The organism is Pseudomonas sp. NyZ480 (assembly GCF_029537255.1).
Lineage (GTDB): Bacteria > Pseudomonadota > Gammaproteobacteria > Pseudomonadales > Pseudomonadaceae > Aquipseudomonas > Aquipseudomonas taiwanensis.
Genome location: NZ_CP120626.1, coordinates 440116 through 454737 on the forward strand (window position 1 = coordinate 440116; position 14622 = coordinate 454737).

The following is a 14622-nucleotide window of genomic DNA, read 5'->3' on the forward strand; positions in this document are numbered from 1 at the left end:
TGGCCGTTGGTTTCATGATCTGTTTTCGGCGAGGGTTGCTCGTGATTGTTAGTCCCCATAATGCATCAAGAATCCCCGGCAATCGGTTGCGCAAGGCTCTGATGGCCAGCGTGGCGCTGGTTGGCCTGATGAGCGCGGGCCAGCTGTGGGCATTCAATCTTGACGATGTTGCAGCCAAGGCAAAGGATCTGGCCGGCCAGAAGTACGAAGCACCGAAAAGCAACCTGCCTGCGGTTTTCCGCGACATGAAGTTCGCCGACTACCAGAAGATTCGCTTCCTGCAGGAGAAAGCGGAGTGGGCCACGGACAAGACCCCCTTCAAGCTGTCCTTCTATCACCAGGGCATGCACTTCGACACCCCGGTGAAGATCAACGAAGTCACCGCCACCAAGGTCGAGGAAATCAAGTACGACCCGAGCCGCTTCGAGTTCGGTGACGTCCCGCATGACCCGGAAACCACCAAGAACCTGGGCTACGCCGGTTTCCGCGTGCTGTACCCGATCAACAAGGCCGACAAGCAGGACGAGATCATGACCCTGCTTGGTGCCAGCTACTTCCGCGTTGTGGGCAAGGGCCACGTGTACGGCCTGTCGGCCCGTGGCCTTGCCATCGACACCGCGCTGCCGTCGGGCGAGGAGTTCCCGCGCTTCACCGAATTCTGGGTCGAGAAGCCGAAGCCTGCCGACAAGCACCTGGTGATCTACGCCCTGCTCGACTCGCCACGCTCCACTGGCGCCTACAAGCTGACCCTGCGTCCGGGCACCGACACCATCGTCGACGTCAAGTCGCGTGTGTTCCTGCGTGACCAGGTCAGCCGCCTGGGCATCGCGCCGCTGACCAGCATGTTCCTGTTCGGCCCGAACCAGCCGTCGAAGGTCCTGAACTACCGTCCGGCCCTGCACGACTCCGAAGGCCTGGCCATCCATGCCGGCAACGGCGAGTGGCTGTGGCGCCCGCTGAACAACCCGAAACACCTGGCTGTGAGCAACTTCAGCATCGAGAACCCGCGTGGTTTCGGTCTGATGCAGCGTCAGCGCGCGTTCAGCGACTATGAAGACCTCGACGACAACTACCAGAAGCGCCCAAGCGCCTGGATCGAGCCCAAGGGTGACTGGGGCAAGGGTACCGTCGATCTGGTCGAGATCCCGACCGCTGACGAGACCAACGACAATATCGTGGCGTTCTGGAGCCCGGAAAAGCTGCCCGAGCCAGGTAAGCCGTTCGAGTACGACTACCGCCTGCACTGGACCATCGACGATGCCAAGTTCCAGGCCCCTGAGTTGGGCTGGGTCAAGCAGACCCTGCGCTCCACGGGCGATGTCAAGCAGTCCAACCTGATCCGTCAGCCTGACGGCAGCGTGGCCTTCCTGGTCGACTTCGCCGGCCCGGCGCTGGCCAGCTTGCCGGAAGATACCCCGGTGCGTAGCCAGATCAGCGTTGGCGACAACGCCGAGGTGGTCGAAAACAACCTGCGTTACAACCCCGAGACCAAGGGCTGGCGCCTGACCCTGCGCTTGAAGGTCAAGGAAGCCAACAAATCCACCGAAATGCGCGCGGCATTGGTACGCGACGTTCCGGTCGAGCCGGCCAAGGATGCCAAGCAGGACAAGGCTGCCGCCAAGCATGCCAAGGCTGAGAAGGCCGCCAAGACCGAACAGCCAGCCAAGGCCGAACAACCTGCCGCCGATGCGGCGTCCACCAACGGGACCCCGGCCACCACCGAAAAAGTGCTGACCGAGACCTGGAGCTATCAGTTGCCTGCCGATGAGTAACTCAAGCGCACGGCCAGAGTCGCTTCGCGAATACCTGGCCCATCTACCACTGAGCGACGAGCAGCGTGCGGAACTCGCCAGCTGCACATCGTTCAGTGAGCTGCACCAACGTCTGGCGGCCAAACCGGCCGCCGACCCAACCGAGGCCGTGCAGGCCTCGGTCGGCCCGCGCCTGACCGTGGGCAGCGCCGCCGAGCTGGAAGACGCCGAGATGCTCAGCGTCGACGGCAGCGGCCGCCTGTGCCTGAAGATCGCCCCGCCGATCAAACGCACCAAGGTGGTGCCCGAGCCGTGGCGTACCAACGTACTGATTCGCATGTGGCGGCGCATGACCGGCCGCACCAACGCGCCGCAGCCGCCCAAGCGCGAGCTGCCGCCTGCGCGCTGGCGCACCGTGGGCTCGATTCGCCGCTACATCCTGCTGGCCTTGATGATCGGCCAGACCATCGTAGCCGGCTGGTACATGAAGGGCATCCTGCCTTACCAGGGCTGGTCGTTCGTCGACTTCGACGAAGTCGTGCAGCAACCGCTCTGGGATACCGTGGTGCAGGTTTGGCCCTATGCGCTGCAGACGTCCATCCTGATCCTCTTCGGCATTCTGTTCTGCTGGGTATCGGCAGGCTTCTGGACCGCGTTGATGGGCTTCCTCGAGTTGCTCACCGGGCGTGACAAGTACAAGATTTCGGGCAGCAGCGCTGGCAACGAGCCGATTGCCCCCGAAGCGCGCACCGCTCTGGTGATGCCAATCTGCAACGAAGACGTGCCGCGGGTGTTCGCCGGTCTGCGCGCCACCTTCGAGTCGGTGGCCGCCAGCGGTAACCTCGACCGCTTCGACTTCTTCGTGCTCAGCGACACCAACGACACCGACATCGCCGTCGCCGAACAGCAGGCCTGGCTGGACGTATGCCGCGAAACCAAGGGTTTCGGCCGCATCTTCTACCGCCGTCGCCGTCGCCGCGTGAAGCGCAAGAGCGGCAACCTCGACGACTTCTGCCGTCGTTGGGGTGGCGACTACAAGTACATGGTCGTGCTCGACGCCGACAGCGTCATGAGCGGCGAGTGCCTGAGCAGCCTGGTGCGCCTGATGGAGGCCAACCCCGACGCCGGCATCATCCAGACCGGGCCGAAAGCCTCGGGCATGGACACCCTGTATGCACGTCTGCAGCAGTTCGCCACCCGTGTATACGGCCCGCTGTTCACCGCCGGCCTGCACTTCTGGCAGCTGGGCGAGTCGCACTATTGGGGCCATAACGCGATCATCCGCATGAAGCCGTTCATCGAGCACTGCGCCCTGGCGCCGTTGCCCGGCAAGGGCGCCTTCGCCGGTGCGATCCTGTCCCATGACTTCGTCGAAGCCGCGTTGATGCGCCGCGCCGGTTGGGGCGTATGGATCGCCTACGATCTGCCGGGTAGCTACGAAGAGCTGCCGCCGAACCTGCTCGACGAGCTCAAGCGTGACCGTCGCTGGTGCCACGGCAACCTGATGAACTTCCGCCTGTTCCTGGTCAAGGGTATGCACCCGGTCCACCGCGCGGTGTTCCTCACCGGCGTGATGTCGTACCTGTCGGCGCCGTTGTGGTTCCTGTTCCTGGTGCTGTCGACGGCATTGTTGGCGACCAACACGCTGATGGAACCGCAGTATTTCATCGAGCCGTACCAACTCTACCCGCTGTGGCCGCAGTGGCACCCGGAGAAGGCTGTTGCGCTGTTCTCCACCACCATCGTGCTGCTGTTCCTGCCCAAGCTGCTCAGCGTCATCCTGATCTGGGCCAAGGGCGCCACCGAGTACGGCGGTCGCATCAAGGTCACCCTGTCGATGCTGATGGAGATGCTGTTCTCGATGCTGCTTGCCCCGGTGCGGATGATCTTCCATACCCGCTTCGTGCTGGCCGCCTTCCTTGGCTGGGCCGCGACCTGGAACTCGCCGCAGCGTGACGACGACTCCACCCCATGGAGCGAGGCGGTGCGCCGCCATGGCCCGCAGACTTTGCTGGGTATCGCCTGGGCGGCGCTGGTTGCTTGGCTGAACCCCAGCTTCCTGTGGTGGCTGGCGCCGATCGTCGGCTCGCTGGTGCTGTCGATTCCGGTTTCGGTGATCTCCAGCCGTACGCGCCTGGGCCTGGCGGCCAAGGACGAGAAGCTGTTCCTCATCCCTGAGGAATACGCGACGCCACAGGAACTGCTGGCGACCGACCAGTACACCCATGAAAACCGCTGGCACGCCCTGCACGATGGCTTCGTGCGCGCGGTGGTCGACCCACGGCAGAACGCCCTGGCTTGCGCCATGGCCACGGCCCGTCACGGGCAGGCTGCGCCGATCGAGGCGTTGCGTGCCGAGCGTGTGGCCAAGGCGATGGAGGTCGGGCCCAAAGGACTGGATCTCACTACCCGCCTGGCCCTGCTGAGCGACCCGGTGGCGCTCACCCGCCTGCACGAGCAGGTGTGGGCCGAGCACAACGCAGCGTGGATCGACGTGTGGCGTGCTTCGATCAAGAACGACCCGCATTCGCCGCTGTTGCCGCTGCACCCGGAGAACGAAGGCCAGCCGGCGCTGGTCGGCGCCTGATCGGGCCTCTTCGCGGGTGAGCCGCTCCCACAGGGTATTCAACGTCCCTGCAGGAGCGGGTTACCCGCGAAGCGTTTCGGGCCCCACCGATTTTGGCCAACAAAGTCCCCCCCGGCTCTAGGTCCCAGAGCCGCCATGCGTTAGCATCCTTCTCCGATATTCCGCATAGGCCTGTAAGGCCGTGCCAACAATAAGATTCGATTATTTTCTTGCTAGGGGACCTGGTGATGATCAAGAAATACCTCTCGCGACTGCTGGTCGGTGTCACCGCCCTGGTCGCCGTGACGGCGGCCCAGGCTGGCGCCATCGATGACGCGGTCAAGCGTGGCACCCTGCGTGTGGGCATGGACCCCACCTACATGCCGTTCCAGATGACCAACAAGCGCGGCGAAATCATTGGTTTCGAAGTCGATATCCTCAAGGCCATGGCCAAGTCCATGGGCGTCAAGCTGGAGACGGTCTCCACCGCCTATGACGGGATCATCCCGGCCCTGCTGACCGACAAGTTCGACATGATCGGCAGCGGTATGACCCTGACCCAGGAACGTAACCTGCGCCTGAACTTCAGCGAACCCTTCATCGTCGTGGGCCAGACCCTGCTGATCCGCAAGGAGCTGGCGGGCGAGATCAAGTCGTACAAAGACCTGAACAACGAGAAGTACCGCATTACCTCCAAGCTTGGCACCACCGGTGAGATGGTCGCCAAGAAGTTGATCAGCAAAGCCAAGTACCACGGCTACGACAACGAGCAGGAAGCGGTGATGGACGTGGTCAACGGCAAGGCCGACGCCTTCGTCTATGACGCGCCTTACAACGTGGTTGCGGTGGAGAAGGCCGGCGCTGGCAAGCTGCTGTTCCTCGACGAGCCCTTCACCTACGAGCCACTGGCTTTCGGCCTGAAGAAAGGCGACTACGACAGCATCAATTTCATCAACAACTTCCTGCACCAGATCAAGCATGACGGGACCTACGATCGTATTCACGACAAGTGGTTCAAGAACAAGGACTGGCTGAAGGAAATGGAATAAGGCCAGGCCACAAGCCCAGGCTTTGACCCCGACGCGCAGGCAAACCCTGCGCGTTCGCATTTACGGAAGTACCCTCGTGATCAAACACAAGAAAGCCCAGTGGCCCTGGCATGCGCTGACCGCGCTGGTCCTGGTGGGCCTGGCGTTCAGCCTGTACCTGGCCACCTCGATGATTTCCTACGAGTGGCGCTGGAACCGCGTGCCGCAATACTTCGCCTACCAGGCCGAAGAAGCCCAGCGCGCCGCCAGCTACGGCACGGTCCAGGACATCGTCGTTTCCGGTGACACCGCGCGTGTCACGCTCAAGGACGAAAACGGCGACCAGCAGGTGCTCGACGTGGCCAAGGACAGCCTGCAACTGAGCCGCGGTGACGATGTCTCCGAAGGCGATCAGATCGGTGTGACCCGTCACTGGGCAGCCGGTCCTCTGGCGTGGGGCTTGTGGACCACGCTGTGGATTTCTGTGGTTTCCGGGGCACTTGGCCTGGTGATCGGCTTGTTTGCCGGATTGTGCCGGCTTTCCAGCAACCCGACCCTGCGCGACCTTTCGACGGTCTATGTCGAGTTGGTCCGCGGTACGCCGCTGTTGGTGCAGATCTTCATCTTCTACTTCTTCATCGGTACGGTGCTCAACCTGTCCCGCGAATTCGCCGGGGTGGCGGCCCTGGCGCTGTTCACCGGCGCCTACGTCGCCGAAATCGTCCGTGCCGGCGTACAGTCGATCGCCAAAGGCCAGAACGAAGCTGCGCGCTCGCTGGGCCTGAACGCCAGCCAGTCGATGCGTCACGTGATCCTGCCTCAGGCATTCAAGCGCGTGCTGCCGCCCTTGGCCGGGCAGTTCATCAGCCTGGTCAAGGACACCTCGCTGGTTTCGGTGATCGCCATCACCGAACTGACCAAGAGTGGCCGCGAGGCCATTACCACCTCGTTCTCGACCTTCGAGATCTGGTTCTGCGTGGCAGGCCTTTACCTGCTGATCAACCTGCCGCTGTCGCACCTGGCCAGCCGGCTCGAGCGGAGGCTTGCGCAAAGTGATTGAAGTTCGTGACCTGTTGAAAGTCTTCGACACGCGTGGCCAAGTGGTGCGCGCGGTGGACAAGGTGACCACGCACGTGGCCAAGGGCGAAGTGGTGGTGGTGCTGGGCCCTTCGGGGTCGGGCAAGTCGACCTTCCTGCGTTGCCTCAACGGCCTGGAGCACTTCGACGACGGCCACGTGGCCATCGACGGCCTGCAGCTGGACGACCCGAAGACCGACATCAACGCCTACCGCCGTGAAGTCGGCATGGTGTTCCAGCATTTCAACCTGTTCCCGCACATGACCGTGCTCGAGAACCTGTGCCTTGCCCAGAAAGTCGTGCGCAAGCGTGGCAAGGCCGAGCGCGAGGCCAAGGCCCGGGCATTGCTGGAGAAGGTCGGGATCGCGCAGAAAGCCAACGAGTATCCGTCCCGGCTCTCGGGCGGCCAGCAGCAGCGGGTGGCGATTGCCCGGGCGTTGGCCATGGAGCCCAAAGTGATGCTGTTCGACGAACCGACCTCGGCGCTTGACCCGGAAATGGTCGGTGAAGTGCTCGATGTCATGAAGACCCTGGCCCAGGAGGGCATGACGATGGTCTGCGTGACCCACGAGATGGGCTTTGCCCGGGAAGTGGCGGATCGGGTGCTGTTCTTCGATCACGGCAAGCTGCTGGAAGATTCGTCGCCAGCGGAGTTCTTCGCATCGCCTAAGGACCCACGGGCACAGGCGTTTCTGCGGCAGGTGCTGTAACTGCGGGGCGCGTGATGCAGGTCATGCGCTTGCCGGGGGTGCTTCAGCGTTTATCCGACCAAGCGCCGCTCTCGCGGCGCATGGCGAGCGAGGCTCCTACGTTCGTTTCTGGCCAATTGACAGAGGCGCGCGCAGATCGCGCAGGGAAAACTGGCCCGAAACAGCCGTAGGAGCGAGCCTCGCTCGCGATGCGCCGCGCGAGCGGCGCTCGATTCACGCAACACCTCAAGACTCAAGACCGGCGCCGCAACCTCTCAAAGGCTGAACCGCCCCACCATCCCCCTCAACTGTCGTCCCAACTGCTCCAGCTCACCACTGGACGCTGCGGTCTGCTCGCTCGCCGTACTGGTCTGGTCCGACGCATCGCGGACGTTGATCACGCTGCGGTTGATCTGCTCGGCCACCACGCTCTGTTCTTCGCTGGCCGTGGCGATCTGCTGATTCATGCCCTGGATACTCGAGACGGTATCGGTGATTTGACTCAACGCACAACCTGCCTTGCGACTCAACTCGACACTTTGCTCGGTCAGGAGCTTGCTGCTGTCGAGCAGTGTGGTGACCTCATCGGTCCCGCTGTGCAGGTTCTCGATCAGTTGCTCGATTTCTTCGGTCGATTGCTGGGTGCGCTGGGCTAATCCGCGCACTTCGTCGGCGACCACGGCAAAACCGCGACCTGCCTCCCCAGCGCGGGCCGCCTCGATGGCCGCGTTCAGCGCCAGCAGGTTGGTCTGCTCGGAAACCGACTTGATCACATCGAGAATGCTGCCGATCCGCTCGCTTTCTCCGGCAAGGTGCTGCATGGCGGCCAGGCAGCGGTCCATTTGCCCCGCCAGTTGCTCGATGCGACCAATGGCCTGCGCTACCACCTGATCGCCCAGCTGTGCCTGGTGATCGGCGTCGGTGGCCGCCAGCGAGGCCTGTTCGGCATTCTGAGCCACCTCTTGCACGGTCGCGCTCATCTGGTTCATGGCCGTGGCCACCTGGTCGGTTTCCTCGCGTTGCTGATTGATCCGTTGCTTGGTGTCTTCGCTGCTGGCAGCCAGCTGTGTCGCGGCCTGGGACAGGTGGCTGACGCCCTGGTCGATACCGCCGATCAGCTCACGGAGGCTGATGGTCATCTCGCGCATGCTCGCTTGGAGTTGCCCCATTTCGTCGCGCCGTTGTACTGGCTCCAGTTGACTGAGGTCGCCACGGGCGATGCGTGCAGCCAAGGCCAGGGTCTGGCGCAGGGGTTGGGTGATCTGCAAGGTGATCAACCAGCCGGCCACCACGCCCACCACCAAAGCCAGCATGGCGACGCTGGTAAGCAGCGAACGGGCCGCCAGAGCCTCGCTGTCTCGCTGCTCGATCTTTCTCTGGCTCAGTTCCAGACTGGTGGCGCCCAGCTCATCGCCCATTGTTTCCATACGCTCCTGCAGTTGCTCGACAGCCAGGGCAGCGTTGCGGTATTCGTTCAAGCTGGTCCGGTACTTGGCCAGCTCGACGCCGGGCTGCTCTCTCAATGCGCGGGATAGCCCCAGGGGAGCAAGGCCGACAAGCAACTGGGCGAGGCCTTTGTCGGCCGCATCCAGTGCTGAGTCCCCGACCTTGGCGAAGTCACTGAGCGGCGAGAAGGTGTAGGCCGGCATCTGGCTCTGCTGGTTGGCCCCATCTATGTGCCGGCCAAGCGTGTCCATCAGCCCCAGTACGCTTGCTTGCTGGCTGTCGGCAGGCATTTTCAGCAAGGCCTGGGTCTGTAGCTCGTCGATTACCTCGCTGAGTGTCTGCTCCTGCATCGCCATGGCCTGGCGTAGCGTCTGGCGGCTCTCGACCGTGCGTTGCAGGGTGGCGAAATCCTCGCGCAGACGCTGCAACTGCTGCAGCTTCTGCGTGAGCATCTGGCGTGAGGCATCCACGCCACTGCGCTGATGCAGGGTGGTCAGCATGCTTTCGAGTTGTTCGAGTATCTGCCCGATGCGGGCCTTGCTGGTGTCGTCGCTGAGGACACGGTAGGTAATGCGCTCGGCGCGCAGGTCCTTGACCAGGTCGTTGATCAGGCCGATTTCACTGAGCTGTTCCGAGCGCTCGATGGCGCCGTCCAGGGCGGTCCAGCCGGTGACGGTGGTGGTCAGGGTAAGCAGCAGGACCACGGCGAAGCCCATGGCGAGCTTCGCGGCGACGCTGATGTTGCCGAGCTTGCGATTGAGGTAGCCGAACATGTTGAGTCTCCGTGCGATTGAGAGGGGGATGAGGGCGCATTGCCAGCATCACACCTCTGCCAATCGGCAGCGGAGCTGTAGGACTTGACCTGAAAATCAGGTAGGAAATTTCACCGCAGCATGCAAGAAAATTCTGCCTGTACTGGCCTCTGCACGGGACTACCCCCGAAGAGGCCAGTACAGGCGCCCCCCGGGCAGCCTAGAGCCTGAACCGCCCCACCAACCCTTGCAGGTGCGTACCCAGGCGTGCCAGTTCCACGCTGGAGCTGGCTGTTTCCTCGCTCGCCGCCGAGGTCTGGTCGGAGATGTCCCGCACATTCATCACGCTGCGGTTGATCTCCTCGGCCACGGCGCTTTGCTGCTCGGCAGCCGTGGCGATTTGCTGGTTCATCGCCTGGATCGACGACACGGTGCGGGTGATGGTCTCGAGCGAGCTGCCGGCACGGCGGGTCAGTTCGACACTGCTGTCGGTGAGTCCGCGGCTGCTGTCCATGACGTTGGCCACGCGCTCGGTGCCACTTTGCAGGCCGGCGATCAGCTCTTCGATCTCTTCGGTCGACTGCTGAGTGCGCTGGGCAAGGCTGCGTACCTCGTCAGCGACCACGGCGAATCCGCGCCCGGCTTCGCCTGCGCGGGCCGCTTCGATGGCGGCGTTCAGGGCCAGCAAATTGGTCTGCTGTGCCACCGACTTGATCACATCCAGCACGCTGCCGATCTTGTCGCTCTCGGCCTTCAACTGGTTCATGGCTTCGCTGGAATTGACCACCTCGTTGGCCAGACGCTCGATCTGGGCAATGGCTTCGCCGACCACCCGATCACCCTCACGGGCCTGCTGGTCGGCCATGACTGCCGCTTCCGACGCCTGCTCGGCGTTACGCGCCACTTCGTGAACAGTGGCCGACATTTCGTTCATGGCCGTCGCAACCTGGTCGGTCTCGACCTTCTGGTTGCTGACCCCGGCGCTGGTCTGTTCCGTGACAGCCGACAACTCCTCGGCGGCACTGGCGATCTGGGTGACGCCGTCGCCTATACCGCCGATCAGCTCTCGCAGGCTCTTGGTCATGCGCTGCATGGTCGCTTGCAGTTGGCCAAGCTCGTCGCGGCGATCGACCGGCAGATCGTGGCGCAGGTCGCCATCGGCCACGCGCTCGGCGGCGGTGAGCGTATTGCGCAGCGGAATGATGATTTGACGGGTGATGACCCAGGCGGCCAGCACGCCCAACAGCAGAGCCAGGCCCGTTGCGGCGGCCAGCATCATCTTGGCCTGGCGAGTGCCGGCATTACGCACGTCAGTCTGCGAAACCGTCATTGCCTGGCTGGCCTGCAGCAACACCGTGCCTTGCTCAGCCATGCGTTGCAGGGCCTGTTCGCTGGCCGCCTGGGCAGTACCGAACTGGCTGACCGCATCGCGGTAGCCCGCCAGCGCGGTGGCTGCGTCGTCGAGGCTGGAGGCGTGTTCGGCGCCCACTTTGGCAGGCAGTGCCTTGAGTTCGGCCATGGCCTGGTCGATAGCTTGCAGAGCGGTCTGCTGGAAGTCGGCATTGCCGCTGTAGGTGTAGCCCCGTACCTGGAAGCGCGCTTGCTGCAGCAGGGCGCTGACTTCAACGGCGTACTGGTACTGGTTGATGTCGCCGCCTTGCAGCAGGCGCTGCTGGACCTTGCCGATCAGGTCGGCAGCCTTGTCGGCACTGTCACCCAGCACGCTGCGGCTGGCTTCGCGGCGTTGGCTGGACTGCTTGAGCTGTTTGAAAGCCTGCTGGTACTGGCGAACGGCTTCCTGTTGTTGTTCCAGGCGCTGGCGATCGACTGGCTGTTCGATCTGGCCGAGCATCAGTTGCACCTGGCGCTCCAGGTTCGTCAGGGACTTTTCCAGCTCGCCGATGGAGGTGTCATCACGTTTGCGCTCATAGTGCTGGCGCGCGATGCGTAGTTCCTGGGTGTACTGGTAGATCACGGAAATATTGCCTAGCTTGTCGCCACGATCGATGACGCTGTCCAGGCCTTTCCAACCGGTCAGCGTGATAGCCAGGGTCAGCAGCAGCACCAGCCCGAACCCCAGCCCCAATTTGCGATTGACGCTCATATTTCCCAGCGATTGGGCAAACCAACGGTACATGATCGACTCCCCGGTTAACTCGCAACACGGATTATTGTTGTGTTGTTAAACCATCGGCCTGCGCGGAGGAAACTTGATGGGCAGAAATATCTGACTTAACTGTCAGAATATTCGCGATAACAGTGCAGTGACGGCAGTTTCGACTCGCAGGATGCGGTCACCCAGTTGCACAGGTGTCAGCCCGGCCTTGCCCAAGAGCTCGATTTCATAGGGAATCCAGCCGCCTTCAGGGCCGATGGCCAGTGTCACGGGGCCTTCGACAGCGCGTGGGCACGCCGGGTAAGGGCCAGGATGACCGACCAGGCCAAGGGTGTTTTCGACGATGGCTGGCAGGCGGTCTTCGACGAACGGCTTGAAGCGCTTCTCGATGATGACCTCGGGCAGCACCGTGTCGCGGGCCTGCTCAAGGCCGAGGATGAGGTTTTCGCGGATGCTGTCGGGGTGCAGGAAAGGCGTTTGCCAGAAGCTTTTCTCGACCTTGTAGCTGTTGACCAGGACCAACCGGGGCACACCAAGGGTGGCAACGGTCTGGAACAGCCGGCGCAGCATCTTCGGCCGTGGCACGGCCAGCACCAGGGTCAATGGCAGCTTGGCCGGTGGCGGCTGGTCGAAGCTGACGTCCAGCTGCGCCTGGTGTTTCTCCAGGCGGACCACTGTCGCTTTGCCCATCAGGCCACCGATACGTCCGACGCGCAGGGTATCCCCCACCGCGACCCGGTGGATCTCCTGCATGTGGGTGAAACGGCGGTCGGCCAGGACGACGCGGTCGGCCGAAACGAAGTCGGCCTCCTCCAGTAACAGCAGGTTCACGATTGCGTCGCTGGCGGTTGGTCGTTGTGGTCGTCTGCGGCTTCGTTCTCGTGGCCGCGTTTACGGATCAGGCTGCCACACAGCACGCCGATCTCGAACAGCAGCCACATGGGGACCGCCAGCAAGGTCTGGGAGAAGATATCCGGTGGCGTCAGGACCATGCCGACCACGAAGCAGCCGATGATCACGTAGGGGCGGATCTTCTTCAGGTACTTCACGTCGACCACGCCGATCCACACCAGCAGCACCACGGCCACTGGGATCTCGAAGGCGACGCCGAAGGCGAAGAACAGCGTCATGACGAAATCCAGGTAACTGGCAATGTCCGTCATCATCGACACGCCTTCCGGCGTGGCGCTGGCGAAGAAACCGAAGATCAGCGGGAACACCAGGAAATAGGCGAAGGCCATGCCGGCATAGAACAGCAGGATGCTCGACACCAGCAATGGGATAGCGATGCGCTTTTCATGGCGGTACAGCCCTGGCGCGATGAAGCCCCAGATCTGCTGGAGGATGAACGGGATCGCCAGGAACAGCGAGACGATCATGGTCAGTTTGAACGGCGTCAGGAACGGCGAAGCCACGTCGGTGGCGATCATCGTCGCATTGGCTGGCAGGTGTTCGCGCAGCGGGGCCGAGACCAGGGTGTAGATCTGCTGGGCGAACGAGAACAGCCCGGCAAAGATCAGGAAGATGACCGCCACGCAGCGCAGCAGGCGGGTACGCAGTTCAGTCAGGTGCGAAACCAGCGGCATCGGCTGGTCGTGTTCCGGATTTTCGCTCATGGGGCTCGCGGCGGTTGGGGCTGTTCGGACGTTTCCGGCGCACCGCCGGAGGTTACAGGCGTTGTCGCGGCTGCGGCGGGCGGTTGGCCAGGCGCGGCGGTCGGCGGCTGAGCGGGCGGCGTCTGTGGGTTGAGGATGCGCCGTGCTTCCTGCTCCATCTGCAGGATGTGCTCGTTGTGCAGCTGGCGGCGGATGTCGTCGGCGCCGATTTCACGCTCGACTTCCATCTTGATGCTGTTGAAGCTGCGCTTGAGGCGGCCGATCCACAGCCCAGCGGTACGGGCGGCGCCGGGCAAGCGCTCGGGTCCGAGCACCAGCAGGGCAACCAGGCCGACGAGCAGCAACTCGCTGAAGCTGATGCCGAACATGGGTCAGTCTTTCCGTTGCGGCTCTTGGACCGGCTGGGCCTGGCCCTCGATGGTCTGGCCCTGGGCTTGTTGCGGCGCGCTTTGCACCGGCGGCACGGGTTGGGCTGGGGGAGGCGTCTGTTCGGCTGGCTTGTTCTCTTCTTCGTTCATGGCCTTGCGAAAGCCCTTGATCGACTCGCCAAGGTCGCTGCCGAAGTTCTTCAGCTTCTTGGTGCCGAAGACCAGGACTACGACGACCAGCAGGACAATCCAGTGTTTCCAGTCAAAAATACCCATTTCGTACTCCTGAAATTTACAGGTACAGCGAAATTGTCTGGCAGCGCGGTCCCTGTGGGAGCGGTTTCACCCGCGAACACCGGCTAAGCCGGGCGATGCACCGCGTTGCACTCTTCGCGGGTAAACCCGCCCCCACGATAGGCGCGCCAAGCGCCCTCGAAAACGTATCAGGCAGAAGGCTGACGCGCGGCCTTCTCGTCATGCCCGGAAAGACCGAAACGGCGCTCCAGCTCATCGAGCACGGCTTGCGGATGCTGGCCCAGCGCACTGAGCATCACCAGGCTATGAAACCACAAGTCGGCGGTTTCATAGATGACATCGCTGTAATCCTTGCTGACGGCAGCATCCTTTGCAGCGATGATGGTTTCGACGGACTCTTCGCCAAGTTTCTCAAGGATCTTGTTCAGGCCCTTGTGGTACAGGCTGGCCACGTAAGAGCTGTCGGGGGCCGCTTGCTTGCGTTGCTCAAGCACTTCGGCCAGGCGGTTCAGGGTGTCGCTCATGTCAGTGTCCTGCGCTGTAGATGGCGTGCGGGTCCTTCAGGACCGGGTCGACGGTTTTCCACTGGCCGTCTTCGTAGACGCGGTAGAAGCAGCTTTCGCGTCCGGTATGGCAGGCGATATGGCCCAGTTGCTCGACCATCAGGATGATCACATCGGCATCGCAGTCCAGGCGCATTTCGTGCAGCTTTTGCACATGGCCCGACTCCTCGCCCTTGCGCCACAGCTTGCCACGTGAGCGCGACCAGTAGATAGCGCGTTGTTCGGCGGCGGTCAGGGCCAGCGATTCGCGGTTCATCCAGGCCATCATCAGCACGCGTCCGGTCTTATGGTCCTGGGCGATTGCCGGTACCAGGCCATCGCTGTTCCACTTGATCTCGTCCAGCCAGTCTTTCATCGTCGACTCCAAAACCGGGCCCGCGCCTGTGCCGAGCCCT

The 14622-nt window shown here is 62.9% G+C and carries 13 protein-coding genes; 5 read left to right on the plus strand and 8 right to left on the minus strand.

Annotation, left to right across the window (positions count from 1 at the left end; translation table 11 throughout):
• Positions 1-41: 41 nt before the first annotated feature.
• The 5 genes from P3R38_RS01945 (at position 42) to P3R38_RS01965 (ending at position 7132) form a co-directional block, all read left to right on the plus strand.
• Positions 42-1772: a glucan biosynthesis protein G gene (locus tag P3R38_RS01945; RefSeq protein ID WP_209439668.1), complete on the plus strand. Its 1731-nt coding sequence runs from the start codon at positions 42-44 to the stop codon at positions 1770-1772.
• Positions 1765-4338 (plus strand): glucans biosynthesis glucosyltransferase MdoH, encoded by a 2574-nt coding sequence (gene mdoH, locus P3R38_RS01950; protein ID WP_023378304.1) that lies wholly within the window; start codon positions 1765-1767, stop codon positions 4336-4338. Before P3R38_RS01945 ends, mdoH begins: the two co-directional genes overlap by 8 nt.
• Before the next feature lie 230 nt (positions 4339-4568).
• Positions 4569-5366 (plus strand): transporter substrate-binding domain-containing protein, encoded by a 798-nt coding sequence (locus P3R38_RS01955; protein WP_027907935.1) that lies wholly within the window; start codon positions 4569-4571, stop codon positions 5364-5366.
• 76 nt (positions 5367-5442) lie between these two features.
• Positions 5443-6405: an amino acid ABC transporter permease gene (locus tag P3R38_RS01960; protein ID WP_027907936.1), complete on the plus strand. Its 963-nt coding sequence runs from the start codon at positions 5443-5445 to the stop codon at positions 6403-6405.
• A complete protein-coding gene (locus tag P3R38_RS01965) occupies positions 6398-7132 on the plus strand; it encodes an amino acid ABC transporter ATP-binding protein (RefSeq protein WP_023378307.1) in 735 nt (244 codons plus the stop codon). The genes P3R38_RS01960 and P3R38_RS01965 overlap by 8 nt, the downstream gene beginning before the upstream one ends.
• Before the next feature lie 254 nt (positions 7133-7386).
• Here P3R38_RS01965 and P3R38_RS01970 read toward each other — a convergent pair whose 3' ends face one another.
• The 8 genes from P3R38_RS01970 to hisI form a co-directional block, all read right to left on the minus strand.
• Positions 7387-9330: a methyl-accepting chemotaxis protein gene (locus P3R38_RS01970; RefSeq protein WP_104882266.1), complete on the minus strand. Its 1944-nt coding sequence runs from the start codon at positions 9328-9330 to the stop codon at positions 7387-7389.
• A gap of 199 nt (positions 9331-9529) precedes the next feature.
• Positions 9530-11446, minus strand: a complete 1917-nt coding sequence (locus P3R38_RS01975; RefSeq protein ID WP_277686780.1) for a methyl-accepting chemotaxis protein — start codon at positions 11444-11446, stop codon at positions 9530-9532.
• A 102-nt stretch (positions 11447-11548) separates the two neighbouring features.
• Complete coding sequence (locus P3R38_RS01980) at positions 11549-12256, minus strand: 16S rRNA (uracil(1498)-N(3))-methyltransferase (RefSeq protein ID WP_277686781.1); 708 nt, start codon at positions 12254-12256, stop codon at positions 11549-11551.
• A complete protein-coding gene (gene tatC / locus P3R38_RS01985) occupies positions 12253-13041 on the minus strand; it encodes a twin-arginine translocase subunit TatC (protein WP_023378311.1) in 789 nt (262 codons plus the stop codon). Before tatC ends, P3R38_RS01980 begins: the two co-directional genes overlap by 4 nt.
• Positions 13038-13409: a Sec-independent protein translocase protein TatB gene (tatB, locus tag P3R38_RS01990; protein WP_023378312.1), complete on the minus strand. Its 372-nt coding sequence runs from the start codon at positions 13407-13409 to the stop codon at positions 13038-13040. The genes tatC and tatB overlap by 4 nt, the downstream gene beginning before the upstream one ends.
• A gap of 3 nt (positions 13410-13412) precedes the next feature.
• Positions 13413-13685, minus strand: coding sequence for a twin-arginine translocase TatA/TatE family subunit (locus P3R38_RS01995; protein WP_023378313.1), 273 nt, complete (start codon positions 13683-13685; stop codon positions 13413-13415).
• A 167-nt stretch (positions 13686-13852) separates the two neighbouring features.
• Positions 13853-14188: a phosphoribosyl-ATP diphosphatase gene (locus P3R38_RS02000; protein WP_023378314.1), complete on the minus strand. Its 336-nt coding sequence runs from the start codon at positions 14186-14188 to the stop codon at positions 13853-13855.
• A 1-nt stretch (position 14189) separates the two neighbouring features.
• Complete coding sequence (gene hisI / locus P3R38_RS02005; RefSeq protein WP_023378315.1) at positions 14190-14582, minus strand: phosphoribosyl-AMP cyclohydrolase; 393 nt, start codon at positions 14580-14582, stop codon at positions 14190-14192.
• Positions 14583-14622: the final 40 nt, after the last annotated feature.